The following is a 26,422-nucleotide window of genomic DNA, read 5'->3' on the forward strand; positions in this document are numbered from 1 at the left end:
CCGAACGTGAACGTCTGTCCTACGAACGGCCACTTGCCCCGCGCATAGGCCAATTGGCGGCCCTGAGCGCGGTTATGGACCTTGGGGCCCGGGCAGACGTCGGGGTATGGGCTGGACGCACGACTACAGTGACGCAGCACGCACCCGCCGCTCGGCCGCCGGTCTGAGCCCCCACCGAGAGGGTGCCTCCCCGCAACCGGGCGGCGACCTCCGCGTGGGCATTCCGCGCATCCTGCGCCGCCGGGCCCGCTGGGTCTCGGTACGGCTGCGCCACCCGCGCGGCTGACGCCCCGTCCTCCCACTCCCACCGCGGCTCACAGCGCGCAGTTGTCGCTGTCCACCTGCTGGTTCGCGGTGCGCCCCGCGGTGATGTCCTGCTGGATCTCGTCCGCGGTGAGCGCGTACCCGGTGTCGGCGTCGTCCAGGGACTTCGCGAACACCACGCCGTAGACCCTGCCGTCGGGCGTGAGCAGCGGACCGCCGGAGTTGCCCTGGCGGACGGTCGCGTACAGCGAGTACACATCGCGCCGTACCGTGCCGCGGTGGTAGATGTCCGGGCCGTTGGCCGTGATGCGCCCGCGCACCCGCGCCGCCCGCACGTCGTACGCGCCGTTCTCCGGGAACCCGGCGACGATCGCGTTGTCACCGCTGGCCGCGTCACCGTCGGTGAACTGCAGCACGGGCGCGTCGAGGTCGGGCACGTCGAGGACGGCGATGTCGCGCTTCCAGTCGTACAGCACGACGGTGGCGTCGTACTTGCGGCCCTCACCGCCTATCTGGACGGTGGGTTCGTCGACGCCGCCCACGACGTGCGCGTTGGTCATGACGCGACGCTCGCCGAAGACGAAACCGGTGCCCTCCAGGACCTTGCCGCAGCTCTCCGCGGTGCCCATCACCTTGACGATGGAACGCTGCGCGCGGACCGCGACGGCGCTGTCGGCCAGCGCCGGGTCGGGCGGTCTGACGTCGGTGATCGGCTCGTTGGCGAAGGGGCTGAAGACCTGCGGGAAGCCGTTCTGCGCGAGGACGGAGGAGAAGTCCGCGAACCACGTGTCGGCCTGGGCGGGCAGCGCCCGGGACACCCCTTGCAGCACCTGCGAGTTGCGGACCTCCTTGCCCAGCGTGGGCAGGGTGGTCCCGGCGAGGGCCGAGCCGATCAGCCAGGCGACCAGCAGCATCGCGACGACGTTGACCAGGGCGCCGCCCGTCGCGTCCAGCGCGCGGGCCGGGGACCAGGTGATGTACCGGCGCAGCTTGTTGCCGAGGTGGGTGGTCAGGGCCTGGCCGACGGAGGCGCAGACGATCACGATGACGACCGCGACGACGGCGGCGGTCGTGCTCACCTCGGAGTTGTCGGTGAGCCAGTCCCAGAGCACGGGCAGCAGGTACACGGCGACGAGGCCGCCGCCCAGGAACCCGATCACCGACAGGATGCCGACGACGAAGCCCTGGCGGTAGCCGACGACCGCGAACCAGACGGCCGCGAGCAGCAACAGGATGTCCAGCACGTTCACCGTTTCAGGCCTCGCCTCTTTCTTTCCCGGCCGGGCAGGCCGGCCGGGGCTCCGGGGGCCGCGCCCCGGACAGACACAGCACGGGGGACACCCTGTCATGACCGCCAGTCGAGCGGGACCTGCTTCTTCGGGTCCCAGGGGCGCTCCCAGCCGGAGTGGTGCAGGAGGCGGTCGATGACCCCGGCGGTGAAGCCCCACACGAGGGCGGATTCGACCAGGAAGGCCGGACCGCGGTGACCGCTGGGGTGGACGGCGGTCGCACGGTGCGCGGGGTCCGTGAGATCCGCCACGGGGACCGTGAAGACACGGGCGGTCTCGTTGGGGTCGACCACGCCGACCGGGCTGGGCTCGCGCCACCAGCCCAGCACGGGCGTCACGACGAAGCCGCTGACCGGGATGTACAGCTTGGGCAGCACCCCGAAGAGCTGGACGCCCGCCGGATCGAGGCCGGTCTCCTCCTCGGCCTCGCGCAGGGCGGCTCTCAGCGGCCCGTCGCCGTGCGGGTCGCCGTCCTCCGGGTCGAGCGCGCCGCCCGGGAAGGAGGGCTGTCCTGCGTGGGAGCGCAGGGAGCTCGCCCGCTCCATCAGCAGCAGCTCGGGTCCGCGCCGACCCTCGCCGAAGAGGATCAGTACGGCCGACTGGCGCCCCGCGCCGTCCTCCGGCGGCAGGAAACGGCTCAGCTGGAGCGGTTCCACCGTCTCCACGGCGTGCACGACCGGGTCCAGCCAGGCGGGCAGGCCCTCCTGGCTGAGCACCACAGAACCGCCCTGTGTGTCACTCGCCCGTGTCATCGGCGCAGCACCCCCCGATCCGTCCCCCGTTCCGTCGGGTTCAACGGCTGGGGTGCGGTAGATCGTTCCGAGGAGGGTCCGGGGACCGGACCCGCAGCCCGTCCCGTCATCCGGCCCCCAGCGGCGGGGCCGGCCTGCCGCCGGCGTCCAGGTAGGCCTGCGGCGGATTCAGGCGCTGGCCGGGGAAGCCGCCCTTCTCGTACTTCAGCAGTTTCTTCGCCTTCTCGGGATCGGTCTCACCCTCGCCGTAGGCCGGGCAGAGCGGGGCGATGGGGCAGGCGCCGCAGGCGGGCTTGCGGGCGTGGCAGATGCGGCGGCCGTGGAAGATCACGTGGTGCGAGAGCATCGTCCACTCGCCCTTGGGGAAGAGGGCCGCGACCGCGGCCTCGATCCGGTCGGGGTCGGTCTCCTCGGTCCACTGCCAGCGCCGCACCAGCCGCTGGAAGTGCGTGTCCACGGTCAGGCCCGGCCGGCCGAACGCGTTGCCCAGCACCACGAAGGCGGTCTTGCGGCCGACGCCGGGCAGCTTCACCAGGTCCTCCAGGCGACCGGGGACCTCACCGTCGAACTGCTCCGCCAGGGCCTTGGACAGCCCTATGACGGACTTCGTCTTCGCCCGGAAGAAGCCGGTCGGCCGGAGGATCTCCTCCACCTCCTCCGGATCGGCCGCGGCCAGGTCCTCGGGGGTGGGGTACTTCGCGAAGAGAGCCGGGGTCGTCTGGTTCACCCGCAGGTCGGTGGTCTGCGCGGACAGCACGGTCGCGACCAGCAGCTGGAAGGGGTTCTCGAAGTCGAGCTCGGGATGGGCGTACGGGTACACCTCGGCCAGCTCGCGGTTGATCCGGCGGGCACGGCGGACCAGCCCGGCACGGGACTCCGGCTTGCGGACGGCGGCGGCCGTCTTCCTCGCGGGCGCGGAGCCGGCCGTCTTCCTCGCGGGCGCGGAGCCGGCCGTCTTCTTCGCGGGCGCGGAGCCGGCCGTCTTCCTCGCCGGCGCCGTGCCAGGGGCGTCGGCGGCCGCTGACGGGGCCTTCTTCTCCGGTGTCTTCTTCGACGTCTTCTTCACGGGCGTCTTCTTCGCCGTTCTCGTCGGCCTCTCACTCGCACCTGAGCCCTGTTCGCCCACAGCGGAATCGCGACGTACCACCACTCGCGCAGCCCCCTTGGCCTGTGCTCTCACCGGCGATTTGGACACCCGGCCAGCCTAAAGCCCGCCACCGACATCCGCCCCGGACCCGGAAGATCGGCGCCCAATTGGACCCCTGCCGCTTACCTCGGGACACCTGTGCGGCATCCTTGTGACAGATCACACTGTTTGGACCGTCCGGCAAAATGGGGAACACGGTCCCCTGGCAGACGGGGGATAAGACCCCCCTGAGCAGGTCGACAAGGAGAGAACTCGTGGACGACGTTCTGCGGCGCAACCCGCTCTTCGCGGCTCTCGACGACGAGCAGGCCGCGGAGCTGCGCGCCTCCATGAGCGAGGTGACGCTCGCACGCGGCGACTCCTTGTTCCACGAGGGCGACCCCGGAGACCGGCTCTACGTCGTCACCGAGGGCAAGGTGAAGCTTCACCGCACCTCCCCCGACGGCCGCGAGAACATGCTGGCCGTGGTGGGCCCCGGTGAGCTCATCGGCGAGCTGTCACTCTTCGACCCGGGCCCGCGGACGGCCACCGCCACCGCGCTGACCGAGGTCAAGCTGCTGGGCCTGGGCCACGGCGACCTCCAGCCCTGGCTGAACGCCCGGCCCGAGGTGGCCACCGCGCTGCTGCGCGCCGTCGCCCGGCGCCTGCGCAAGACCAACGACGCCATGTCCGACCTGGTCTTCTCCGACGTCCCCGGCCGCGTCGCCCGTGCCCTGCTGGACCTCTCCCGCCGCTTCGGCGTGCAGTCCGAGGAGGGCATCCACGTCGTCCACGACCTCACGCAGGAGGAGCTGGCCCAGCTGGTCGGCGCCTCGCGCGAGACCGTGAACAAGGCGCTGGCGGACTTCGCGCAGCGCGGCTGGCTCCGATTGGAGGCCCGCGCGGTCATCCTGCTCGACGTGGAGCGGCTGGCGAAGCGCTCGCGCTGACGCCGACCGCACGGCGGCCGGTCCGTCTCTCGAGAGGCGGGCCCGCCTGTCGTCCCCGCCGCCCGTACCGCCGCGTCTCGTCCCCCCTGCCGTACCGCCGCATGTCATCGCTGTCCCCGCTGTCGTCCCGCCGCGCGGAGGCCGGAGGGCCGCTCATGACCGGTGAGCCCACCAGCCGCCCCACGGCCCGCCCCACGCCCCGTCCCGGGCTCGACGCCGACGGGCACATCGTCCGCGAGGGCTCCCTCGCGCGGGTGCCGCCCGCTTTCCGGCCCGTGGTCGCGGCGGCGCGGGAGCGGGTGACGGAGGCCTTCGGGGCGCGGCTGGACAGCGCCTACCTCTACGGGTCGATTCCGCGCGGCACCGCGCGCGTGGGACGCAGCGACCTGGATCTGCTGCTGGCCCTGCGCGAGGAGCCCACCGACGCCGACCGGGAGGCCGCCCGCGCCCTGGTCGCGGCCCTCGACGAGGAGTTCGGGGAGATCGACGGCGGCGGGGCGCTGCTGTTCGCCCGCTCGCGGCTGCTGAGCGACCTGGAGACCCACGACCTGGGCTGGTTCGTCGCCTGTCTGTGCACACCGCTGATCGGCGAGGATCTCGCCGCGCACCTGCCCCGCTACCGCCCCGACTCGATGCTCGCCCGCGAGACCAACGGCGACCTCGCACTGCTCCTCCCCCGATGGCGGCTCCGCATCGCCGCGGCCGGCGACTCCACGGCGGCCCGGCGGTCCCTGGTGCGCTTCATGTCCCGGCATCTCGTCCGCACGGCGTTCACCCTCGTCATGCCCCGCTGGAACGGCTGGACGAGCGACCTGCACGAGATGGCCGAGGCCTTCGCCGCGTACTACCCCGCGCGCGCGGAGGAGCTCCGGGCGGCCGCCGTGCGCGGCTACGACCCGGCCGGCGGGCCGGGCGCCCCCGGCGGCGGGGACGACGTCCTGCGGTCGTACGTCGACGGCCTCGGTCCGTGGCTCGCGGCCGAGTACGCGCGCGTGCACGGCGTGAAGGCACCCCGGCCGCCCGGGATCGATTGACCGAGGTCGGCTGGAAGTCTCCATCAGACTTCTAGAGCAGGTCGGACGGCCCCGGGATGAGCCCGTGCTCCTCCAGGTACTCCAGTTGCGCGCGGACCGACAGCTCCGCCGCCGGCCACAGGGAGCGGTCGACGTCGGCGTACACGTGGGCGACGACCTCGGCGGGGGTGCGGTGGCCGTCCTCGACGGCCGTCTCGACCTGGGCGAGGCGGTGGGCGCGGTGGGCGAGGTAGAACTCGACGGCGCCCTGGGCGTCCTCCAGGACGGGTCCGTGGCCCGGCAGGACCGTGTGGACGCCGTCGTCGACCGTGAGGGACCTCAGGCGGCGCAGTGAGTCCAGATAGTCGCCGAGCCGGCCGTCGGGATGCGCCACGACGGTCGTGCCGCGGCCGAGGATCGTGTCGCCGGTCAGGACGGCCCGGTCGGCCGGGAGATGGAAGCACAGGGAGTCGGCGGTGTGGCCGGGCGTCGGCACGACTCTCAGCTCCAGCCCGCCGACGGTGATGACGTCGCCGGCCCCCAGGCCCTCGTCGCCCAGGCGCAGCGCCGGGTCCAGCGCCCGCACCTTGGTGCCGGTCAGCTCGGCGAAGCGGGCGGCGCCCTCGGCGTGGTCGGGGTGGCCGTGGGTGAGCAGGGTCAGGGCGATGCGCCGGCCGGCCTGTCCGGCCGTGTCGAGGACCGTCCGCAGGTGGCCGTCGTCGAGCGGGCCCGGGTCGATCACCACCGCCAGGTCGGAATCCGGCTCGGCGACGATCCAGGTGTTCGTGCCGTCCAGCGTCATCGCGGAGGCGTTGGGCGCGAGGACGTTGACCGCGCGCACGGTGGCGGGGCCGGAGAGGACACCGCCCCGCGGCTGGCCGGGAAGGGTGCTTGCGTCCGTCATGCGGGGGCTCCACCTGTGGGGATGTGCTTGGTGAACTCGTCGTGCCCCGGCCAGGAGAGCACGACCTCGCCGTCCTCCAGGCGCGCCTGCGCCAGGACGGGGGCCAGGTCCCGGCCGGGAGCCGCGCCGAGCGCCTCGGCGGCCGTGGCGTACGGGACGAGCTGACGCAGGGTCGCGATGGTGGGCGGCATCATCAGCAGCTCGCCCCGGTCGTAGGAGTCAGCGGCCTGCGCCGGACGGATCCAGACGGTGTGGTCGGCCTCCGTGGAGGCGTTGCGGGTGCGCTGGCCTTCCGGGAGCGCGGCCACGAAGAACCAGGTGTCGTAGCGGCGGGGCTCGAACTCGGGGGTGATCCAGCGCGTCCAGGCGCCCAGCAGGTCGGAGCGCAGCACCAGGCCCCGGCGGTCGAGGAACTCCGCGAAGGACGTCTCCCGGGCGACCAGGGCGGCTCGGTCGGCCTCCCAGTCGGCGCCGGTGGTGTCGCCGACGACCGAGTCGGGGGTGGGCCCGGCGAGCAGGACGCCTGCCTCCTCGTACGTCTCCCGCACGGCCGCGCAGACGACGGCCTGTGCCGCCGTCTCGTCGACGCCGAGCCGGTTGGCCCACCACGCGCGCGTGGGGCCCGCCCAGCGCACCTGACGGTCGTCGTCACGCGGGTCGACGCCCCCTCCGGGATAGGCGTAGGCACCCGCGGCGAAGGCCATGGAGGCGCGTCTGCGCACCATGTGGACGACGGGCCCGCCCTCGGCGTCCCTCAGCAGCATGACGGTGGCCGCGCGTTTCGGGGCGACCGGGGTGAGGGTGCCGTCCGCCAGCGCGCGGATACGGTCCGGCCAGTCGGGGGGAAACCACTGCCCATTCGCCATGGCCGGAGGCTATCCCGTGGTGCGCGAATGTTCGACAGGGGCTGGTGCGCGGGGGACGGCCCCGGGGGCGCGGCGAGGGGTGCAGGACCGTGGCCCGGGGACCGAGGTCGGCACGGCCGAGGCCCGGAAGGGCCGAAGCCCGCATGGCCGAGGCCCGGGACGGCCGAAGCCCGGGACGGCGTGAACCCGCAGTCTCCGAAGCCCGCACAGCCCTGGCCCCGCAGTCCGAGGGCCGCAGGACGACAGCCACCGGTTCAAGGGCGGCCCCCAGCGGGCCGAGGTCCGGGCGTCGCGGGCCGGTGGCCCCGAGGGTCTCAGGGCCGCCCGGGCGTCGCCGCGGACCGGTGCTACGGCGCCGCCAGCTCCACCTGGATCTCCACCTCGACCGGCGCGTCCAGCGGCAGGACCGCGACGCCGACCGCGCTGCGGGCGTGGACGCCCTTGTCGCCGAGGACCTCGCCCAGGAGTTCGCTCGCGCCGTTGAGGACGGCGGGCTGTCCGGTGAAGTCGGATGCCGAGGCGACGAAGCCGACGACCTTCACCACGCGCGCGACGCGGTCCAGGTCGCCCGCGACGGACTTCACGGCGGCCAGGGCGTTCAGCGCGCAGATGCGGGCCAGCTCCTTGGCCTCCTCCGCGGTGACCTCGGCGCCGACCTTGCCGGTGACCGGCAGCTTGCCGTCCACCATGGGCAGCTGACCGGCCGTGTACACGTACGGGCCCGACTGCACGGCCGGCTGGTAGGCCGCGAGCGGCGGCACGACCGCCGGCAGGGTCAGGCCCAGCTCGGCGAGCCTCGCCTCGACCGCGCTCACGCCTTGGCCCTCTTCAGGTAGGCGACGAGCTGCTCGGGGTTGTTCGGCCCGGGCACGACCTGGACGAGCTCCCAGCCGTCCTCGCCCCAGGTGTCCAGAATCTGCTTCGTGGCGTGGACGAGCAGCGGCACGGTTGCGTATTCCCACTTGGTCATGGAGCCGACTGTATCCGCTGCCGGGCACGGCCCCCGTCCACAGGCCGGGTGGACGATTCCCGCCCCCTTATCCACAGCCTCCCGATTGGCTCGGGCGCCGACTGGTTACGCTCGAATACGTGAGCAGGCTCCAGGTCGTCAGCGGCAAGGGCGGGACCGGAAAGACCACGGTCGCCGCCGCACTCGCGTTGGCTCTCGCGACCGAGGGGAAGCGGACGCTTCTCGTCGAGGTCGAGGGCCGACAGGGCATCGCCCAGCTCTTCGAGACGGAGGCGCTCCCCTATGAGGAGCGGAAGATCGCCGTCGCTCCCGGGGGCGGGGAGGTGTACGCCCTCGCCATCGATCCCGAACTGGCCCTTCTGGACTACCTCCAGATGTTCTACAAGCTGGGCAGCGCCGGGCGGGCCCTGAAGAAGCTCGGCGCCATCGACTTCGCCACCACGGTCGCGCCGGGCCTGAGGGACGTCCTCCTGACGGGCAAGGCGTGCGAGGCGGTGCGCAGAAAGGACCGGGGCGGGCGGTTCGTCTACGACTACGTCGTCATGGACGCCCCGCCCACGGGCCGCGTCACCCGCTTCCTCAACGTCAACGACGAGGTGGCCGGCCTCGCCAAGATCGGCCCGATACACAATCAGGCGCAGGCGGTGATGCGGGTGCTGAAGTCGTCGGAGACGGCCGTGCACCTGGTGACGCTGCTGGAGGAGATGCCGGTCCAGGAGACCGCGGACGGCATCGCGGAACTGCGCGCGGCCCGCCTGCCGGTGGGACGGGTCGTCGTCAACATGGTGCGCCCCGAGGTGCTGGACGCCGGGGACCTGGAACTCGCGCGGACGGCGACGCGTTCCTCCGTCGCCCGGTCGTTGTCCGCCGCGGGACTCGGCGGGGCGCGGCGCGGGGGGCACGCCGAGCGGTTGGTGGACCCCCTGTTGGCGGAGGCCGAGGAGTACGCCGAGCGGTACGCGCTGGAGCACGAGCAGCGTGCGGTCCTCGCCGAGCTGGGCCTGCCGTCGCACGAACTGCCACTGCTCGCCGAGGGCATGGACCTCGCGGGCCTGTACGAACTCGCCACCGAGCTGCGGAAGCAGGGGATGTCATGAGCGCGGACCACGCTCAGGCCGGGGAGAGCTCCCGGGCCCACGCCCAGGAGGGCGCCCGTCGCCTCTCCCCCGCGCGCGTGCTGGACGTCGATCCCCTGCTCGACGACCCGAAGACCCGCATCGTGGTGTGCTGCGGCTCGGGCGGGGTCGGCAAGACGACGACCGCGGCGGCGCTGGGCCTCAGGGCGGCCGAGCGCGGCCGCAAGGTGGTCGTCCTCACCATCGACCCGGCGCGCCGGCTCGCGCAGTCCATGGGCATCGACTCGCTCGACAACACCCCGCGCCGGGTGAAGGGCGTCGAGGGGGACGGCGAGCTGCACGCGATGATGCTCGACATGAAGCGCACCTTCGACGAGATCGTCGAGGCGCACGCGGACCCCGAGCGGGCCGCCGCGATCCTGGGCAACCCCTTCTACCAGTCGCTCTCGGCGGGCTTCGCGGGCACGCAGGAGTACATGGCGATGGAGAAGCTGGGCCAGCTGCGTGCCAAGGGTGAGTGGGACCTCATCGTCGTGGACACACCGCCGTCGCGGTCGGCGCTGGACTTCCTGGACGCGCCCAAGCGGCTCGGGTCGTTCCTCGACGGCAAGCTGATCCGCGTCCTGCTGGCGCCCGCCAAGGTCGGCGGCCGCGCGGGCATGAAGTTCCTCAACGTCGGCATGTCGATGATGACCGGGGTGCTCGGCAAGCTGCTGGGCGGCCAGCTGCTGAAGGACGTGCAGACGTTCGTGGCCGCGATGGACTCGATGTTCGGCGGTTTCCGCACCCGCGCGGACGCGACGTACCGGCTGCTCCAGGCGCCCGGGACGGCCTTCCTGGTGGTGGCGGCCCCCGAGCGGGACGCGCTGCGGGAGGCCGCGTACTTCGTGGAGCGGCTGGCCGCCGAGGACATGCCCCTGGCGGGTCTGGTCCTGAACCGGGTTCACGGCAGCGGAGCCGCCCAGCTGTCCGCCGAGCGGGCACTCGCGGCCGCGGAGAACCTGGAACTCGCCGACCCTTCGCCCGACCCGTCCGGTGTCTCAGCGGACCCCGCGGCCGCCGCGTCGGCCGGGGAAAATCTTGGAGAACCCCGCATTGTGGATCAGGACGGCGGGAAAGCTGGTCTTCGTAACTCTCCCGACACGTACGGAAGTTCAGCATCCGTCCCGGCGTCACCCGAGTCCGCGCCCGACTCCCCCACCCACCCGGACCGGACCGTGGACGACCTCACCGCCGGCCTGCTGAGGCTGCACGCGGAACGCATGCATCTGCTCTCCCGCGAGCAGCGCACGCGTGACCGCTTCACGGCCCGCCACCCCGAGGTGGCGGTGGCCGAAGTGGCCGCGCTGCCCGGCGATGTGCACGACCTCGCGGGGCTGCGGGACATCGGGAACCGGCTCGCGGCCAACCGGCCGGAGCTGCCCGAGGCGGTGGACGCCTGAGGGGACGGACCCCCTCAGCTCACCGCCGCGTAGTTCTCGTACACCTGGTCGTCGTCGAGCGGCACGATGCCCGCTCCGCGCTCGTACTCCGATCGCGCCGTCTCCAGCAGCCGGCGCCACGAGGTGACGGTCGGTCGCCTGCGCAGCAGTGCGCGGCGCTCGCGCTCCGTCATGCCTCCCCAGACGCCGAACTCGACACGGTTGTCGAGCGCGTCCGCCAGGCACTCGGTCCGCACCGGGCACCCGGTGCACACCGCCTTGGCCCTGTTCTGTGCTGCTCCTTGAACGAACAGTTCATCCGGATCGGTAGTGCGGCAGGCGGCCTGCGCACTCCAGTCGGTTACCCAGCCCATACCGGCGCCGTCCTCTCCCGAATCGAGGCTCCCCCACGGCGGCAGCGGCATATTCACCGCCGCCAGTTGAGGACGTTACGGAAGGTGGGCACAGCGCAACACCCCCTTCGGGCCCAATCTTGAATGGCCCGAACGGACTATGGGTAAGCGGCAGATCACCCGGGGGAGTGAGCCTGCGACATGCGCGACTATTCCCAGCAAAAAGGGACAGTTCTGTTAGGTCGCAACGGACGCCGCGTGACACAGAAGGCGATTTCGGACACGCCCCCGGGGAAAAAGTCGGGGAACCTCCGGAACGATTCGGGGTCGCCGGACGTATTGATACGTAGCCCTGCTGCTGTGACAGTTGAGAGCAGCTTAGGCCAAGGCCTATACGCGTGTCCGGCGAATGAGAACGTAGGCTGCCCTCATGCCAAAGAAGCGCTCGGGCGGTGGTCTGTCGCCAACGCAGGAGGCCGCCAAGTTCCTCGGTGTCAGTGTGCTCGCGGGAGCCGTGCTGGCCGGTATCGCGCTGCCCGCGTTCGGCGCGCTCGGTCTCGCGGCCAAGGGTTCCGTGGAGAGCTTCGACGAGCTCCCCGCCAACCTCAAGACTCCTCCGCTGAGTCAGCGCACCACCATCCTCGACGCCGAGGGCGGTCAGATCGCGACGGTCTACTCCCGTGACCGCACGGTCGTGGACCTCAGGAACGTCTCGCCGTACATGCAGAAGGCGATCGTCGCGATCGAGGACTCGCGCTTCTACGAGCACGGCGCGGTCGACCTCAAGGGCGTCCTGCGCGCGCTGAACAAGAACGCGCAGAGCGGCGGGGTGGCCGAGGGCGCCTCGACGCTCACGCAGCAGTACGTGAAGAACGTCTTCGTCGAGGAGGCCGGCGACGACCCGACGAAGGTCGCCCAGGCCATCCAGCAGACCATCGGCCGCAAGATCCGCGAACTGAAGTACGCGATCCAGGTCGAGGAGGAACTGGGCAAGAAGAAGATCCTCGAGAACTACCTGAACATCACCTTCTTCGGTCAGCAGGCCTACGGCGTCGAGGCCGCCTCCCAGCGGTACTTCTCCAAGCACGCCAAGGACCTGACCCTCCCCGAGGCGGCCCTGCTGGCCGGCATCGTCCAGTCGCCGAGCCGCTACGACCCGGTCAACGACGCGCAGGAGGCCACTCGGCGCCGCAACGTAGTGCTCCAGCGGATGGCCGAGGTCGGCGACATCTCCCCGGCGGAGGCCGCCCAGGCGCAGAAGGCCCCGCTGGGCCTGAAGATCACCAAGCCGAAGAACGGCTGCATCACCGCCGTCCAGGGCGCCGGCTTCTTCTGCAAGTACGTCGAGCGCGTCTTCAAGAGCGACCCGGTCTTCGGCAAGACGAAGGAGGAGCGGGCCAAGATCTGGAACCAGGGCGGTCTGACGATCCGGACCACGCTCCAGCCGCAGGCCCAGGAGTCCGTGCGGTCCTCGCTGAAGGAACACGTCTACCAGTCGGACAAGGTCGCCGCGGCCGTCACCCTCGTCGAGCCCGGCACCGGCAAGATCCTCGGCATGGGCCAGTCGAAGCCCTACGGCTACGGCAAGAACGAGACCGAGTACAACTACTCGGTCGACGCCTCGATGGGCGGCTCGAACTTCGGCTTCCCGACCGGTTCGACGTTCAAGCCGTTCGTGGCGGCGGCCGCGCTGGAACAGGGCCGTCCGGCGACGCAGACCTACCCGGCGCCGTACCAGATGCCGTACCCGGACCGGGTCCAGACGTGCAGCGGCAAGCCCTGGGTCAACACGCGGAACGAGAAGCTCGAGAACGAGACCGAGTCCGAGGTTGGGCCCTACGATCTGCGGACCGCCATGGCCAAGTCGGTCAACACCTACTTCGTGCAGATGCTCGGCGACATCGGCATGTGCCCGGTGGTGAAGATGACCGACGCCCTCGGCGTGGTCCAGGGCAACGGGACCAAGGTCCCCGAGGTGCCGTCGTCGATGACGCTCGGCTCCACCGGCCTCTCGCCGCTGACGATGGCCACCGCGTACGCCGCCTTCGCCAGCCGCGGGATGTACTGCACACCGATCGCGATCGAGTCGATCAACCAGACCGTGGACGGCACCAAGAAGTCGCTGGAGGTGCCGAAGTCGACGTGCTCGCGCGCCATGAGCGAGAAGACCGCCGACAGCATCAACACGCTGCTCAGCGGTGTGATCGACTCCGGTACGGGTAAGTCGGCCGGTCTGAAGGACCGCGACAACGCCGGCAAGACCGGTACCACCGACGAGCGCAAGAACGCCTGGTTCGTCGGCTACACGCCGAACCTCTCGGGCGCCGTCTGGGTCGGTAGCGCCACCCAGAAGGTCAAGATGACCAACATCTACATCGGCGGCCAGTACCACTCGCTCGTCTACGGCGGTGACACCCCGGGCCCGATCTGGAAGGACGCCATGACCGGCGCCCTCGAGGGCAAGGAAGCACCGCAATTCACCATCGTCGACATCCCCAAGGGCCCCCAGGGCGGCGGTGAGGAGAACGACGACGACAACGACCGCGGACGCGGCCGAGGCCGGGGGAACGACGACGGCAACGGCGACGGCGGCTTCCTCGGCGGTCTGATCGGCACGACGAGCAACGGCGGCAGCACCACCGGCGGCGGAACCTCCCCGACGCCCTCCTTCACGCTCCCGGAAAACCTCTTCCAGGGCCAGAGCAACGGCGGAAGGAACGGCACCGGCGGGCGGGACTGAGGACCGCGGGCACGGCGACGACAGCGGACGGCCCCTGCCGTCCCGTACGGAAGGACTCGTACGGGACGGCAGGGGCCGTCTGCTGTGGCTGGTCGTACCGCTGTCCCGCTGTGGGCCGGTGGTACCGCGGGGGCGGTGCCGGTGGCGCCTTGGGCAAGCCGGGGGCGCCGGTGTCGTCGGTGTCGTCTGGCCCTGAGGTGGGCCCGGCCGGGGCTCGCCGGGGCCGGCCTCGGACCTGGCGCCGCGGTCGGTGCCGGGCCTTGCCCGGGGCGGGGGCGGACCTGGCGACGGGTCGGGCCCCGCCCGGGACAGGGTCGAGCGCTGCCGGGGCCGAGGTCAGGCCTGGCGCCGAGGTGGGGTCGAGGCCGGGGCCAGGGCCGGGGCAGGGGCAGGGGTCGCCGGGATCGTCAGCCGGCGAGGAGCTTCTTCACCGCCGCGGCGACGCGTCCGCCCTCCGCCTGACCGGCCACCTTCGGGTTCACGATCTTCATGACGGCGCCCATCGCCCGGGGCCCCTCGGCACCGGCCGCCTTCGCCTCCTGGACGGCCTGCGCGACGATGTCGTTCAGCTCCTCGTCGCTGAGCTGCTTGGGCAGGTACGCGGCGAGCACCTCGCCCTCCGCCTTCTCCCGCTCGGCCTGCTCGGCGCGACCACCCTGCGCGAAGGCGTCGGCCGCCTCGCGCCGCTTCTTCGCCTCACGGGTGATCACCTTCTGCACCTCGTCGTCGGAGAGCTCGCGCTTCTCCTTGCCCGCGACCTCCTCCTTGGTGATCGCGGTGAGCGTCAGCCGGAGCGTCGAGGAGCGGAGCTCGTCGCGCTCCCTGATCGCGGCGTTGAGGTCTGCGTGCAGCTTCGACTTGAGCGTGGTCATGCGTGTGATTGTCGCAGGTGCCGTCCGTCCCCCGCCCGTTCATTTACAGGGCTCTGGGTCTGACACGATGGACGCATGCGCGCGCGATACGGAGTTCCCCTTGGAATCGCGGCGGTTGGCGCCGCCGGACTGCTGTACTCGGCGGGCTTCGAAGCCCGCTCCTTCCGCCTGCGGCGGGTGACGGTCCCCGTCCTCCCCGCCGGCATGCGCCCCCTGCGCGTGTTGCAGGTCTCCGACATCCACATGGTCGGCGGTCAGCGCAAGAAGCAGCGCTGGCTGCGCTCGCTGGCCGGCCTGCGCCCCGACTTCGTGATCAACACCGGCGACAACCTCTCCGACCCGGAGGGCGTCCCGGAGGTCCTCGACGCACTCGGCCCGCTGATGGAGTTCCCCGGCGCGTACGTCTTCGGCTCCAACGACTACTACGGCCCCACGCTGCGCAACCCCGCCCGTTACCTGCTGGAGAGGACCCAGGGCAGGCACGGTCTGAACGGCAACGCGCCCGCGGTCGGCGTCGTCCACAACCCGTGGGAGGACCTGCGTGACGGCTTCGACGGCGCGGGTTGGCTCAACCTCACGAACACCCGGGGCACGCTCAAGGTCGAGGGCGTCTCGGTGGAGCTGACGGGTCTGGACGACCCGCACATCAAGCGGGACCGCTACGCGCAGGTCTCCGGCGGCCCCTCGGCCGCGGCCGACTTCTCGATGGGTGTGGTGCACGCGCCGTACCTGCGAAGCCTGGACGCTTTCACCGCGGACGACTACCCCCTGATCCTCGCCGGTCACACCCACGGCGGACAGCTCTGCATCCCCTTCTACGGCGCCCTCGTCACCAACTGCGACCTGGACACCGACCGCGTGAAGGGCCTCTCGACGCACACGGCCGAGGGGCGTACGGCCTACCTCCACGTATCGGCCGGATGCGGGACGAGCCGTTACACACCGGTACGGTTCGCCTGCCCCCCGGAGGCGACCCTGCTGACACTGACGGCAAAGGAGTAGGGCGCGGCGGGCGCGAAGCGGGCGAGGTCGGGGCGAGTTCCGGTGCCGCGAGGCCGGGGTGGTGTCCGACCCGCCGCGCCGTGTCACCCGCACGGCCCACCCGAATCGCCCCTTCTGCCCGCCCTTCCTAGCGTGAGGGCATGACCGCCCCGATACCCAGGGACATCCCGGACCTGCCGGCGATCCCGCGCACCCACGCGCTTCTGCCCTCCTCCGTCCCCGCCTCGGCGGTGGTGGCACCGGTACGACGCCCCCTGGTCGCCGTCCTGCGCCTGCTGATCGCCCTCACGGCGGCGGCGGGCGTGGCGCTCGCGGTACTGCTCGGCAGCCCCGCACCGGTCCTGAGTCACTTCGCGGTCCAGAGCAGCATCCTGCTCGCCCTGGTCACCCTGGTGTCGGCCCGCCGCGCCTGGACGGCCCGCCGCCCCCTCCCCGCCGCCCTCACCGGCGCGGCGCTGCTCTACGTCATGATCAGCGGCCTGGTGTACCACCTGCTCCTGGCGGACGCGTCACCCCCCTTCTCCGTGACGGGCACGACCGAGGCCCCCACGGTCTGGCACGCGGTGGCCCACCACCTGCTCCACACGGTGACCCCGGCGGCCGCCGTCCTGGACTGGCTGCTGCTGACCGCCCCCGGCCGCCTGCGGCTGCGCCGCGCCGCGCCGTGGATGCTGTACCCGCTGGCCTACCTGGCGTTCGTCCTGACCCGCGCCGAACTGATCGAACCCGGCACACCGGGCCGCTCCCTCTACCCGTTCCTGGACGCCGCGGCCCACGGTTACAAGCACACCCTGGCCAACGCCCTCCTCCTGGGCCTCTCCTTCTACGCCCTGGCGGTCCTCCTGGTCGTCCTCGACCACGCCCGCCCGAACCCGACCCGGCACCGCACCAGAACCGGATTTCGTCTGGGGCCACCCGTGGGCTAAAGTAAACGACGTCGCCGCGACAAGCAGGACAAGCAGCGACATCGGGGTGTAGCGCAGCTTGGCAGCGCGCTTCGTTCGGGACGAAGAGGTCGTGGGTTCAAATCCCGCCACCCCGACAGGGAAATACGAGGTCAGGGTCACTTCCGAAATTTCGGAGGTGACCCTGACTCGTTGTGCGTGTCTATCTGCGTGACTAGCGCTCCGGATCCCGCTTGAAGATGCCGTCCATGACCACGGCACCGGTCTGGATCACGGGCCGAATCTGCTTCCGGTAGACCTCCTCGGTCACGGCCGTGCCGGAGTGACCGACGAAACGGGAGATCTCCTCCAGCGGGACGCCCGGTCGGACAGCAGGGACACGAAGCTGTGGCGGAGCTCCCTCGGCGTCCACTCGTCGGCACTGATCCCTTCGGCATCCTTGAGGGCCTGGCGGAAGGCGCGCCGGAGGTTGGTCGCGTCGAGCGGCTTACCGACAGCCGCCGAGAAGACCAGGCCGTGTTCCTCCCACTTATCGCCAGCAGCGAGCCGCTCCCAGCCCTGGTCTTCGAAGTGCTGCCAGAGGACCTCCACGCAGCGCGCCGGCGGAACCGGCGCCCGCTCCCCGGCCGACTCGGTTCGTCTGCCAGACGTGCGAGGCAACAAGGCCGGGGCTACCGGAGACCACGACCGTCCCGGTACGGACGGCCGTCTGCTTGACGGTGCTGCTGCGCCCGCCCGCGGTGAAGGTCAGCAGCTGGCTCCACTGCTCGTCGCCCGGCCGGCGGGCGACGAGCACCTTCTGAGTCGTGAAGACCATGGGTGGCGCAGAGTCGACTGCGCGGTGCCGAGCAGCCTGCTGTCAACTCTGCACTGCGACGCGAGGGGTGCCTGCGTTCGGAGCCCCACACTCGGGGACCGAGACGCGCTCTTAACTGGTGGCGACATCCAGCAGCACGTCAGTGAGGCGGTCGGCGGCATCCGGGCGTCCCAATGACCGGGCCTGCTGTGCCATGTGCCGGCGCTGCTCGGGTGAGACGAGCATCGGGCCGACCCGCCGCGCGAAGACCGCACTGGCCAAGCGGCTCCTGGACGAGAGCGATCTCGGCGGGGACTACACCCGCGCACCGCGGCGCCCGACGATGTGACCGTGATCGGCTGCCCGGCGCTGGCCAAGCTCGGCGGCGACCGGCGCAAGCCTCGTCTTCCCTCGCAAGGCCAAGTCGTCCTTCTCCTACGCCGGCGGCAGCGACTCCAAGCTTGACCGAGGAGTTGTACAGCGGCACCGAGGGCAAGCTCTCCCGGAGCGTGGGCCGGATCTTCGAGGCGATGACCTCCTGCCCCACCTACCAGGTCGTCGGCGGCGGTACCCCCGTCACGTCGGCCATTCGGAGCGGACGGCTCGTTCTACCGTCCACAGCTATGGAAAGCCTTCACCGAGCACGACGTGCTGGTCATGCCGGCCACCACCCTGGAGGCCACGGGCTTGGTCGCGCTGGAGGCGGCACGACGGTGGGCGGACCCTGCCGAGCGAGATCCAGCAGAGCGTCCATGATCTGTGCAGCTGCTCCCTGCTGGAAAGGCAGCAGGCTGTCGAACGGCATCGATCCAGAAACGAGGGACGCATCCGCCACTTCCTTGGCCAAGGTAACAGGGCGCCCAGGCCGGGCACGATCGCGAACAGCACCTCAGGAGCAGAGCGGACAACGCCCTGACCGGTGAAGCTCAGCAGCCGACGGACGACGCCGGGCTGCTTGACCTCCTGATCCCGGGCCAGCTGAAGGAGCAGTTCGACAATCGTTCCCTAGTGCAGAGCCGACCCGATCGACGGCTGACACCGCACGTAGATCATGTGAAACGCGTCTCCTGGTCGGCTCATCGTGTGGGCTACTGAGGTGGCCAACCACTGACACTGTTTTCGGCCAGCGTCGTGGAGTGTGACGTTCCCGCGCTCTCGCATCGGGCAACGTCGCCACGGCGCCGACGGCCCAAGGCCGATGCCGCAGGGCGACGGCGATTGACAGCAGGAAGCTCCGTCTCAAGGAACCTTAGGACCCACGGCTCATGGCCGGTCATTACTCAGGATGTCCCCCACAACCTCGCCCCTTCACACATGCGCAGATCGCTGTTCGACGAGGCACGACTACGATCGCCGGTCATGGACTGGCTGGAGCGCACCGCAAAACTGAGGCAGTGGAGCAGAAGTGGGAGCCGCGCTCCGCACAAGCCACTGTTGTTCCTGTACGCGCTCGGCCGGTTCCAGCAGGATGCCGACGGTGAACTGCGGTACAGCGCGGTGGAGGAGGATCTGCAGCGCCTGCTGACCGAGTACGGACCGCCCAACAGGACGACGCCCGCCTACCCGTTCCACCATCTGGTGAGCGACGGCGTGTGGGAAGTGCGCACCGACCACGGACCGGTCAGCCCCGGCAGCGGCGTGCGGGAGCTGCGGGCCACCGGGGCCACGGGGCGGCTGGCGCCGGAGCTACGGGCGGCGCTGCGGCGAGAGCCGTCGCTACTCGGCCGGATGGCACGGGTCCTCCTCGACCTGCACTTCCCGCCCTCGCTCCACGGCGAACTGTGCGAAGCCGTCGGCCTGGAGCTGGAGCCGACTCAGACCGAACGGCTTTCGGTCGTGCGGAGGCAGCGGGACCCACGGATGCGAGAGCTGGTCCTGACGGCCTACGAGTACCAGTGCGCCTTCTGCGGCTACGACGGCAGGATCGGCACGGTGCCGGTTGGACTGGAGGCCGCGCACGTGCGCTGGTGGGCGTTCGACGGTCCTGACGACATCAACAACGGACTGTGCCTGTGCTCGCTGCACCACAAGCTCTTCGACAAAGGCGTCCTCGGCATCGGTGACAGTCACCGCATCCTGGTCTCGCAGCGCTTCGTCGGACACAGTCCCGCCGCCCGCGAGCACGTCATAGTGCTCGCCGGCCGCCCGCTCATCGGACCCCAACCGGGCGCCCACCCCATTGCGGCGATCTACCGCTCCTGGCACACCACCCAGGTCTTCCACGGCAGCCCACGCCCCGCCTCGGCCGCCTGATCGCCGAGCGTCGATCACGTGACCCATTGGTAAGGAGTGGGATACCGGGAGTATGGTCTCTTGTATGGCGACGAAGAAGGTGACCGTGACGATCCCCGAGGATCTCCTGGACGAGATCCGCGCGGACGCGGCAGAGCGGGGCCTGTCGGCGTATGTCGCCGACGCGCTGCGCTTCAAGCGCGACCGGGACCGACTCCTCGAACTAGTCGACTGGCTGCAGGAAGAACACGGCCCCGTCACTGATGACGAGCATGCGGCAGCGCTCGACGAGCTGGAGGAACTCGACACCGAACACGAGCGGCGTCGAAGCACCGGAAAGCACAACGCCGGAGAGGCTGCGTGAAGAAGCGAACCGGTGAGCACCGACAGCAGCCGCTCCGTGTCTTCGTACTGGACTGCGAAGCTCTGTCCCTCGCGGTACGCGGCGATCGGAAGATGATCGCCTGGCTCGACCTCGCGGCACGAGGGGAAGCCGAGGTGGTGACATCCCCAATGACACTGGTCGAGGCGTACGACGGCAGAACGACCGAACAGCGCTGGGACTGGGTACTGTCCCGGCTCCAGGTCGTCGATATCGGGAAGGACGAGGCCCGCCAGGCACGCCGGCTGCTGGCCGACGCCAAGTTGCACGGCCACAAGTACGCGATCGACGCCGTGCTCGCCGTCATCGCGCGACAGCAGAAGGGACAGGTCACCGTCTTCACCTCGGACGTCGACGACCTGGAGAAGCTGGTCCCGGACACGATCGTCGTCAAGAAGGTGTGACCGGCCCGCTCCGGTCTCAGGTACAGGACGTTGAGGATCCACCGCCAGGCACCCGGATGTGTTGTTCCGAGCTCATGAATCAGTGGCGTGATCGGATGCGCGTAGTCCGGAAGGACTGGCCGAGTACGGCCGTGCGGCGGCCGACATGGCACCGCCGCCGCCCACCGAAGTCCCCCTGGGAGCCGTTTGGGAGCCAATCCGCTCCCCGAACGCCCGCGAGACCACGCCGGAACGATCCACGCCCACCACTTGACCTTGTAAAACGCCAGCCTCCCAGACAAGATCAGCGCCCGAACCTCATTCGGGACGAAGAGGTCGTGGGTTCAAATCCCGCCACCCCGACAGCCGAAACAGCAGGTGAGGCACCTAGGAACGTTCCTAGACGAGTCATTCCGAATGATCAGTAGTCGTAGGCGATCAGTGATCGCGTGATCGGCTGGCGGGTCTTGTGGTTGTGCCAGATCGCGGCGGCCATCGCGAGGATGCGTTGAGCGACGCGAACGGCGACGCCTTCGAAGGTCCGCCCGCCGTGCTGTTCCAGGTCGAGCTGGCCTTTGAGGGTGTCGTTGACCGACTCGATCAGCTGCCGCACCGACTTGAGGAGGTTCTCGCCCTTGCGTTTCTTCTCGCGCTTGAACGACGGCCGCAGCAGCTCCGCGCCCCGGAAGGCCAGATCGGCCTCGAACTCCTTGGAGGCGAAGCCCTTGTCCGCGATGACCAGCAGGCTCGGCCGGTCCGTGGCCAGGTGCGGTTCGCGGTCCAGCATCGCCGACAGCACTTCCCGCTCGTCGATCTTCGGGTTCGCCAGCGCCCACAGGATGGGCATCCCGGTCGGGGTGCAGACCAGGAACAGGCGCAGGCCCCAGAAGAACCGTGAGTGCGAGGCGCAGTACCCGTATCCGGCCCAGCCGGCCATGTCCGACCGCTTCACCGTCGGACGCGAGCGGCCGCACTCCACCGGCGTGGAGTCGACGATCCAGTGGTTGTCGAACCAGAAGTCCGTTCTGCCGCCACCATGCGTATGACGCGCTTGACCAGCGGCAACGCGGCCCGAAGACGCTTGTTCCAGCCCGGCTGCTTCGGTACGTACGGGAACATCGCTCCCAGCCGGGAGTGGACGAACCGCAGCCAGCGGGACTCGGACGTGTACCCCAGCAGCGCCTGCGCGACGGCGAGGCAGACCAGTTCGGAGTCCGTCAACTGGGGTGGTCTGCCCAGCCATCGGGTGCCTCCGATCTCGTCATCGATCTTCACGTACAGTGCGGTCAGCAGGGCGTCCAGCTCATTCGTCACAGAACGATCTTGGACGCCCTGTCTGCGTTCCCGGACACCCCGTCAGCATTCGGAATGACTCGTCTAGGTGCCTCACCTGTTTTCTCTCTGCGTGTCTTCTGCGTGCTATCGCTTTCCGCGAGTTAACGGCCGCCGCTTCCTGCGTGGCGAAACGAAGATCCCGTCCATGACCACCGCGCCGGTCTGGAGGGCGGGCCAGAGCTGCTTCCGGTAGACCTGCTTCCGGTAGACCTCCTCGGTCGCCGCGGTACCGGCGTGACCGACGAGTCGGGAGATCTCTTGTGGGCGGGTGGCGGCTCGACGACGGCGCGGGAACACCCGTCACGTGGCCGACGGCCGCGGCTGTTCCGGTGGGACCGAACCCTCGGCGGTCGCCATCCACTGGTCGAGGTCGGCCTGCGTGAAGTCCGGCCATGGGGGAATCTCAGGAAGCTGGCGGAGAAAGTCGTACGCCTCCGTGATCCGTGGCCGGCGAAGCACCGGCGAGTGGCAGCCGGCGATGACCTCCGCGTCCAGCCGCTGGAAGTCGTCCACCACTGTCCGGAACTTCTGGCCATCCAGCAACGCGACCCAGGGCGAGACCAGGCGCCCGCCGAAGAACTGCCCGTCGCGAAACTCCTCCGCAGACAGGCCGGCGATGTCGGGCATGGGAGTAGGAACGTTCGTCGCGAAGGTGTCCACCGCCCACAGGACACTGGTCTTCGGGTCGAAGAGAGCGCGGGTTGTGGGGTTGTCGAACACCGGCGGCCGTTTGGCGACCAGTGTTCGGTCACCCACATCCACCGTATCGCCGTCGATCATGAAGCGGCACCGGCTGATCGGCGTCTCCCACTCCTCGGCCATGCGCCCGAGCGAGAACCAGGTCGTCAGCAGTGTCGCGTTCGGGCATGCAGCGAGAACCGCCAGGAGGTTTCCGGCGTGATCGCGGTCGTCGTGGGTGAGGAAGATCCACCGCACATCCAACGGATCCACCACGGACCACGCAGCCTCCAGCCACTGCGACCGCACCGCCGGTGCCCCGGTGTCCACGAGCACCGGCTCGGCTCCCCTGATCACCATCGAGTTCATGGGGAAGTGGCCGACCGGCGGAGCATCCAGGGCCCACGGGATGACGAAGGTCTCCTCGGCGATCTTGTGCGGCTGCAGAAGATCGAAGGCTTCCATGGTTGTCATCGCTGCTCTCCCTCAAGCGGAGTTCTGCGGCAGCGCGGATACATCCAGTCCAACCCCGTGGCACGGAATCGTCAAACGCGGAACGAACGCGCTGGCGGCGTCATTCTGATCGAGTTCGGCGACCGGCGAGCGCGGGGCAGTCAGGCCAGCCGTGAGACGCTCACGCATGCCAGGGTCACATGGGTCTACCGAGCCGTTGATGTGGCCCATTCGCTCGTCCCTCCGCCGTGCGCGGCATCGAACTGCTGCGGTCGCGCCCCACCTCTTCGCGAGGCTGCTCGCCGTCGTGGGCCAGGCCCACGACCACGTGCAGGTTCACGACCACCTGTCGACGTTCGAACCGGCCGCGCTCGACTTCGGCCTGCCGCACGCGACCCACGACGACCCGCCGCACCACGCCGACGCGAGCGCGCCCGAGTAGGGCTGTGGATGAGATTCCCCCAGCTCTGGCGTGCGCGACTCCGCGGAGACGCTCGGCTTGGCCTCGCCGACCAGCGTCGTGATCGAGTCCGACGGCTCCATCGAGGCCGTGGACACCCTGCGGTCCGTCGAGGAGGTGTCACCTGGCTCGGGCTCGACCACTCCCTCGACGAAGCACTGTCGCATCCGAAGCTGCTGCACGGCAGCACCAGGGCTCCCTGCGGCAGCACGGCTGGAACCCCTACGCGCAGGCCGCCTCGTCACCGTAGACGCTTGTGCCGTACCACCACGGTGATCACGAGTTGGAACGAACGAGTGCAGCAGCGACCGAAGCTACCGAGGAACGACAGGAGGCGCTGATGACCGTGACGATTCGCCCTGCGGAGAAGCGGGACGTCCCGGCCGTGGCCGAGCTCATCGAGGAGATCGAGCGGTTCTACGGCGCGACCGATATCAGTATCCAGCCGCTGGAGGAGCGCCAAGCCCAGGCCGAGGAGGCGCTGTTCGGCTCGCCGCCGTTGGCGTCCGCGCTGCTCGTCGTGGACGAGACCGGGGACCTCGTCGGGCTCGCCGCCTACTCGTTCCTCTGGCCGGCCGCCGGCTCCTCGCACTCCCTGTTCCTCAAGGAGCTGTACGTCCGTGGCACGCTCCGACGGCAGGGCATCGGTGCCCGCCTCATGGACGAACTCCGTGCCATCGCCGCGACGCGCCCCGGGTGCAGCCGCGTGGAATGGATGACCGACAGCGACAACCCGGGCGCACGGGCCTTTTACAAGTCACTCGGGTTCGCCGAGTTCGACGGGAAGATCGTCTACCGGGTCGACTCCGGCGCCGCGTGAGGGCGAGGCCAGTGGAAGTAGAGCGCTACGACCAGTGCGGCAGCAAGATCGTCACCGCACTCGGATGCGAATGTCCGCCGGGCTCGTCCGTGTCGGCGTCAGCGGCCCCGCGTTCGGTGAGTATCTTCAGGGCCCCACGCAGCGTACGCATCCTCTTGGAGGCACTGGAGGATGAGCTGCGCACCGACAACACCGAACAGCTCACCGTCCTCGTCGGCTAACAGGCCGGCGCAAGGTTGACCATCGAGCAGACAGCCAGCCCGCTGGCAGTTCACCGCCTGCTATGGCTATACCCAGCGGGGGTATATTCACCTAGCGCGGACGTTCGGTACGGTCTGCAGGATGCGAGTCAGCGGGTACGTACGCGCGGGAGGCGCCCTCGGGCACCTGCTGCTCGTCGTCGTGCTCGCGCTCGGTGTCTTCGTCATGCACAGCATGGGGCACCCCGACCACGCGTCCGACGCGGCCGCGAGCCCGGCGCACCACGCCTCGGTCGCGCACACGGATGCTCCCGCCGAGCCCCACGGCCTGTCCGGCTCCGTGCCGGCGCACCCGGCGGACGGGTCGTCCACGCACGAGCCCGGCCTGCCGATGGACATGGCCTCCCTCTGCGTCGCGGTCCTGTTCGGGGCGTGGGCGCTCGCCGCGCTGCTGAGGTCGGCACTGTCCCGCCGGCCGGAACGTGCGGCGGCCCTTCTCAACCGGGGCGTCGTCGTGGGGCGCCCCGAACCCCCACCTCCCGGGCCAGACCTCACCCGGTTGTCGGTGCTGCGGCTGTAGGCCGATCCGCACACACGGGCGCGCACCCGCGCGGTCCCGTGTGCTTCGCGTACGCCGAAACAGGCCCAGTCCGAGCATCAGCAGAACCGACACGAGGTCACTGAACCATGACTGTCCGCACGCGCACCTCGCGCGCCTTCGTCCCCACTCGCCGTACCGCCGCCGTGGTCGCCCTCACCGGGGGTGCCCTGCTCCTCGCCGCCTGCGGTGGTGGCGGTGAGGGTCACGGCGGTACGAACCACGGCGGCTCGGCTTCCGCCCCGGCGACCGCCGCGAGCGGGACCGCCGGAAGCAGCGCCGCCGGCTTCAACGACGCGGACGTGATGTTCGCGCAGATGATGATCCCCCACCACGAGCAGGCCCTGGAGATGGCCCGCCTGGCCGACGGCCGCGCCTCCGACGCGGAGATCAAGGACATCGCGGGAAAGATCGAGAAGGCCCAGGACCCCGAGATCACGACCATGAAGGGCTGGCTGACGTCCTGGAAGCAGCCGACCGCGGCGCCCTCCTCGTCCATGCCCGGCATGGACCACGGAGGCCACGGCGAAAACGGCGGTGACGGCGGTGACGGCATGATGTCCGAGGCGGACATGGAGGAGCTCAAGGCCATGAAGGGCACCGCCTTCGACAAGGCCTTCGCCGAGATGATGATCGAGCACCACAACGGCGCGATCAGCATGGCCCGGGACGAGCAGAAGAACGGCGAGAACGCCGACGCCAGGAAGATGGCCGGCGAGATCGTCAAGGGCCAGTCCCTCGAGGTGAAGCAACTGCGAGCCATCGCCGACCGGCTCTGAGCCGGCCGGGACTTGAGCCGGTCGGGACTTGAGCCGGTCGGGACGTGAAGCTCGACCGGCTCTGAGCCCCGCCGGCGCGCCGCGTCCTCGCGGTGGGGCGACGCGTCGCGTCGCGCGCCGACCGCCCGGAACCGCGGTCACGCGGACCCGGCCGCCCCCGGTACCACCACCGCGCGGACCCGACCGCCCGCGACCGCCGCCGCGCGGACCCGGGCGGTCGGCTCCCGCGCTTCTCCCTCCCCCTCCCCCGCTTCCCGGACTTCTCCGCGTGGAGCCAGGTCGCCGCCCTTTACCTCAACCGAACTCCAGGTTCTACGGTCGCCCCATGACGACCGAGCAGATCTCCGACGCCGAACTCGCCGCCCAGCCCGCCGCCTACTGGACCGGGGTGGCCAACCGGGCGCTCATCGCGTTCACCCGGACACGGCTGGCCGAACTCGGGTTCACGCAGCCGCAGTACTGGATCCTGCGCCATCTGTCGACGAACGACCTGTCGGCCGACGGGCAGGGCCTGACCGTCCCCGAGCTGCGGCGGGCGATGCGGACGTACCTCCGGCCCGAGGACGATCTCGAAGCCGCGGCCCAGGGGCTGCTGGAGCACGGCCGGCTCACCCGGGACGGGGAGGGGCGGCTCTGGATCACTGCGGCCGGGGAAGAGGCCCGCGCCCATCTGAAGACCCACGCCCGGCCCCTCCGGGAGCGCATCCACGAGGGTGTCGACGACGCCGACTACGTCGTCGCCCTGAGGGTGCTCCAGCGGATGATCCGGAACACGGGCGGGGAGGAGGGCGGGGCCTGACCTG

26 protein-coding genes, 1 tRNA gene and 2 pseudogenes are annotated in these 26,422 nt (G+C 70.4%); 17 read left to right on the forward strand and 12 right to left on the reverse strand.

Annotated features, from left to right (window positions below):
• The first annotated feature begins 106 nt into the window (after positions 1-106).
• Positions 107-286 (forward strand): hypothetical protein, encoded by a 180-nt coding sequence (locus ACZ4YY_RS16705; protein WP_468289886.1) that lies wholly within the window; start codon positions 107-109, stop codon positions 284-286.
• A 28-nt stretch (positions 287-314) separates the two neighbouring features.
• Here ACZ4YY_RS16705 and ACZ4YY_RS16710 read toward each other — a convergent pair whose 3' ends face one another.
• From ACZ4YY_RS16710 to nth, 3 genes are all read right to left on the reverse strand, one after another.
• Entirely contained in the window at positions 315-1,514 is a 1,200-nt protein-coding gene (locus tag ACZ4YY_RS16710) for a MarP family serine protease (RefSeq protein ID WP_468289889.1), read from the reverse strand.
• 95 nt (positions 1,515-1,609) lie between these two features.
• On the reverse strand, positions 1,610-2,305 hold the full coding sequence (locus ACZ4YY_RS16715; RefSeq protein ID WP_468289891.1) for an NUDIX hydrolase: 696 nt from the start codon (positions 2,303-2,305) through the stop codon (positions 1,610-1,612).
• A 106-nt stretch (positions 2,306-2,411) separates the two neighbouring features.
• Positions 2,412-3,371, reverse strand: coding sequence for an endonuclease III (gene nth / locus ACZ4YY_RS16720; RefSeq protein WP_468289893.1), 960 nt, complete (start codon positions 3,369-3,371; stop codon positions 2,412-2,414).
• 335 nt (positions 3,372-3,706) lie between these two features.
• On the opposite strand from nth, the gene ACZ4YY_RS16725 reads away from it, so the two are divergent.
• Positions 3,707-4,381, forward strand: a complete 675-nt coding sequence (locus tag ACZ4YY_RS16725) for a Crp/Fnr family transcriptional regulator (RefSeq protein ID WP_010031945.1) — start codon at positions 3,707-3,709, stop codon at positions 4,379-4,381.
• A gap of 155 nt (positions 4,382-4,536) precedes the next feature.
• Positions 4,537-5,415 carry a nucleotidyltransferase gene (locus ACZ4YY_RS16730; protein ID WP_468290195.1) on the forward strand — a complete coding sequence of 293 codons (879 nt, stop codon included), beginning with the start codon at positions 4,537-4,539 and terminating at the stop codon, positions 5,413-5,415.
• A gap of 31 nt (positions 5,416-5,446) precedes the next feature.
• Here ACZ4YY_RS16730 and ACZ4YY_RS16735 read toward each other — a convergent pair whose 3' ends face one another.
• From ACZ4YY_RS16735 to ACZ4YY_RS16750, 4 genes are all read right to left on the reverse strand, one after another.
• Entirely contained in the window at positions 5,447-6,298 is an 852-nt protein-coding gene (locus ACZ4YY_RS16735; RefSeq protein ID WP_468289896.1) for an MBL fold metallo-hydrolase, read from the reverse strand.
• Positions 6,295-7,164, reverse strand: coding sequence for an NUDIX hydrolase (locus ACZ4YY_RS16740; RefSeq protein ID WP_468289899.1), 870 nt, complete (start codon positions 7,162-7,164; stop codon positions 6,295-6,297). The genes ACZ4YY_RS16735 and ACZ4YY_RS16740 overlap by 4 nt, the downstream gene beginning before the upstream one ends.
• Positions 7,165-7,511: 347 nt before the next feature.
• Positions 7,512-7,979 carry a RidA family protein gene (locus tag ACZ4YY_RS16745; protein ID WP_468289902.1) on the reverse strand — a complete coding sequence of 156 codons (468 nt, stop codon included), beginning with the start codon at positions 7,977-7,979 and terminating at the stop codon, positions 7,512-7,514.
• On the reverse strand, positions 7,976-8,134 hold the full coding sequence (locus ACZ4YY_RS16750; RefSeq protein WP_020129281.1) for a DUF4177 domain-containing protein: 159 nt from the start codon (positions 8,132-8,134) through the stop codon (positions 7,976-7,978). The genes ACZ4YY_RS16745 and ACZ4YY_RS16750 overlap by 4 nt, the downstream gene beginning before the upstream one ends.
• A 119-nt stretch (positions 8,135-8,253) precedes the next feature.
• Here ACZ4YY_RS16750 and bagA point away from each other — a divergent pair, with 119 nt between their 5' ends.
• Both bagA and bagB read left to right on the forward strand, forming a co-directional pair.
• A complete protein-coding gene (bagA, locus tag ACZ4YY_RS16755; protein WP_468289905.1) occupies positions 8,254-9,231 on the forward strand; it encodes an ATPase BagA in 978 nt (325 codons plus the stop codon).
• Positions 9,228-10,652 carry an ATPase BagB gene (gene bagB / locus ACZ4YY_RS16760; protein ID WP_468289908.1) on the forward strand — a complete coding sequence of 475 codons (1,425 nt, stop codon included), beginning with the start codon at positions 9,228-9,230 and terminating at the stop codon, positions 10,650-10,652. Before bagA ends, bagB begins: the two co-directional genes overlap by 4 nt.
• 14 nt (positions 10,653-10,666) lie before the next feature.
• Here the strand turns inward: bagB and wblA are convergent, their stop codons facing one another.
• Positions 10,667-11,005, reverse strand: a complete 339-nt coding sequence (wblA, locus tag ACZ4YY_RS16765) for a transcriptional regulator WblA (protein WP_190046553.1) — start codon at positions 11,003-11,005, stop codon at positions 10,667-10,669.
• A 409-nt stretch (positions 11,006-11,414) separates the two neighbouring features.
• Between wblA and ACZ4YY_RS16770 the strand changes: the two genes are divergently transcribed.
• Positions 11,415-13,724 (forward strand): transglycosylase domain-containing protein, encoded by a 2,310-nt coding sequence (locus ACZ4YY_RS16770; protein ID WP_468289911.1) that lies wholly within the window; start codon positions 11,415-11,417, stop codon positions 13,722-13,724.
• 407 nt (positions 13,725-14,131) lie between these two features.
• On the opposite strand, the gene ACZ4YY_RS16775 is transcribed toward ACZ4YY_RS16770, so the two are convergent.
• On the reverse strand, positions 14,132-14,596 hold the full coding sequence (locus ACZ4YY_RS16775; protein ID WP_468289914.1) for a GatB/YqeY domain-containing protein: 465 nt from the start codon (positions 14,594-14,596) through the stop codon (positions 14,132-14,134).
• A 75-nt stretch (positions 14,597-14,671) separates the two neighbouring features.
• On the opposite strand from ACZ4YY_RS16775, the gene ACZ4YY_RS16780 reads away from it, so the two are divergent.
• The 3 genes from ACZ4YY_RS16780 (at position 14,672) to ACZ4YY_RS16790 (ending at position 16,640) form a co-directional block, all read left to right on the forward strand.
• On the forward strand, positions 14,672-15,598 hold the full coding sequence (locus ACZ4YY_RS16780) for a metallophosphoesterase (protein WP_468289917.1): 927 nt from the start codon (positions 14,672-14,674) through the stop codon (positions 15,596-15,598).
• A gap of 140 nt (positions 15,599-15,738) precedes the next feature.
• A complete protein-coding gene (locus tag ACZ4YY_RS16785; RefSeq protein WP_468289920.1) occupies positions 15,739-16,524 on the forward strand; it encodes a Pr6Pr family membrane protein in 786 nt (261 codons plus the stop codon).
• Between the two features lie 42 nt (positions 16,525-16,566).
• Positions 16,567-16,640 (forward strand) — tRNA-Pro (locus ACZ4YY_RS16790).
• 77 nt (positions 16,641-16,717) lie between these two features.
• On the opposite strand, the pseudogene ACZ4YY_RS16795 reads toward ACZ4YY_RS16790, so the two are convergent.
• Positions 16,718-17,112 (reverse strand): annotated as a pseudogene (locus ACZ4YY_RS16795) (tyrosine-type recombinase/integrase); the annotation flags it as partial.
• A gap of 1,546 nt (positions 17,113-18,658) precedes the next feature.
• On the opposite strand from ACZ4YY_RS16795, the gene ACZ4YY_RS16800 reads away from it, so the two are divergent.
• The 3 genes from ACZ4YY_RS16800 to ACZ4YY_RS16810 all read left to right on the forward strand — a co-directional run bounded on the left by ACZ4YY_RS16800 (position 18,659) and on the right by ACZ4YY_RS16810 (position 20,317).
• Complete coding sequence (locus ACZ4YY_RS16800) at positions 18,659-19,552, forward strand: phosphorothioated DNA-binding restriction endonuclease (protein WP_468290197.1); 894 nt, start codon at positions 18,659-18,661, stop codon at positions 19,550-19,552.
• 64 nt (positions 19,553-19,616) lie between these two features.
• The gene (locus ACZ4YY_RS16805; protein ID WP_468289923.1) at positions 19,617-19,895 is read left to right on the forward strand and encodes a ribbon-helix-helix domain-containing protein; all 279 of its coding nucleotides are present in this window, start codon (positions 19,617-19,619) and stop codon (positions 19,893-19,895) included.
• Entirely contained in the window at positions 19,892-20,317 is a 426-nt protein-coding gene (locus tag ACZ4YY_RS16810; RefSeq protein WP_468289926.1) for a PIN domain-containing protein, read from the forward strand. The genes ACZ4YY_RS16805 and ACZ4YY_RS16810 overlap by 4 nt, the downstream gene beginning before the upstream one ends.
• 400 nt (positions 20,318-20,717) lie before the next feature.
• Here ACZ4YY_RS16810 and ACZ4YY_RS16815 read toward each other — a convergent pair.
• Together ACZ4YY_RS16815 and ACZ4YY_RS16820 are read right to left on the reverse strand one after the other, a co-directional pair.
• Positions 20,718-21,610 (reverse strand): annotated as a pseudogene (locus tag ACZ4YY_RS16815) (IS982 family transposase).
• A gap of 321 nt (positions 21,611-21,931) precedes the next feature.
• Positions 21,932-22,783 (reverse strand): MBL fold metallo-hydrolase, encoded by an 852-nt coding sequence (locus ACZ4YY_RS16820; protein ID WP_468289929.1) that lies wholly within the window; start codon positions 22,781-22,783, stop codon positions 21,932-21,934.
• A 199-nt stretch (positions 22,784-22,982) separates the two neighbouring features.
• On the opposite strand from ACZ4YY_RS16820, the gene ACZ4YY_RS16825 reads away from it, so the two are divergent.
• The 5 genes from ACZ4YY_RS16825 to ACZ4YY_RS16845 all read left to right on the forward strand — a co-directional run bounded on the left by ACZ4YY_RS16825 (position 22,983) and on the right by ACZ4YY_RS16845 (position 26,418).
• Complete coding sequence (locus ACZ4YY_RS16825) at positions 22,983-23,204, forward strand: hypothetical protein (RefSeq protein WP_468289932.1); 222 nt, start codon at positions 22,983-22,985, stop codon at positions 23,202-23,204.
• Between the two features lie 358 nt (positions 23,205-23,562).
• Entirely contained in the window at positions 23,563-24,042 is a 480-nt protein-coding gene (haaN, locus tag ACZ4YY_RS16830) for a cyclophane-containing RiPP N-acetyltransferase HaaN (protein WP_468289935.1), read from the forward strand.
• Between the two features lie 342 nt (positions 24,043-24,384).
• The gene (locus tag ACZ4YY_RS16835) at positions 24,385-24,822 is read left to right on the forward strand and encodes a DUF6153 family protein (protein WP_468289938.1); all 438 of its coding nucleotides are present in this window, start codon (positions 24,385-24,387) and stop codon (positions 24,820-24,822) included.
• Between the two features lie 107 nt (positions 24,823-24,929).
• Entirely contained in the window at positions 24,930-25,619 is a 690-nt protein-coding gene (locus tag ACZ4YY_RS16840) for a DUF305 domain-containing protein (protein ID WP_468289940.1), read from the forward strand.
• A gap of 325 nt (positions 25,620-25,944) precedes the next feature.
• Complete coding sequence (locus tag ACZ4YY_RS16845) at positions 25,945-26,418, forward strand: MarR family transcriptional regulator (RefSeq protein WP_468289943.1); 474 nt, start codon at positions 25,945-25,947, stop codon at positions 26,416-26,418.
• The last annotated feature ends 4 nt before the right edge of the window (positions 26,419-26,422 follow it).

It is taken from the genome of Streptomyces sp. NPDC030143 (assembly GCF_055573695.1).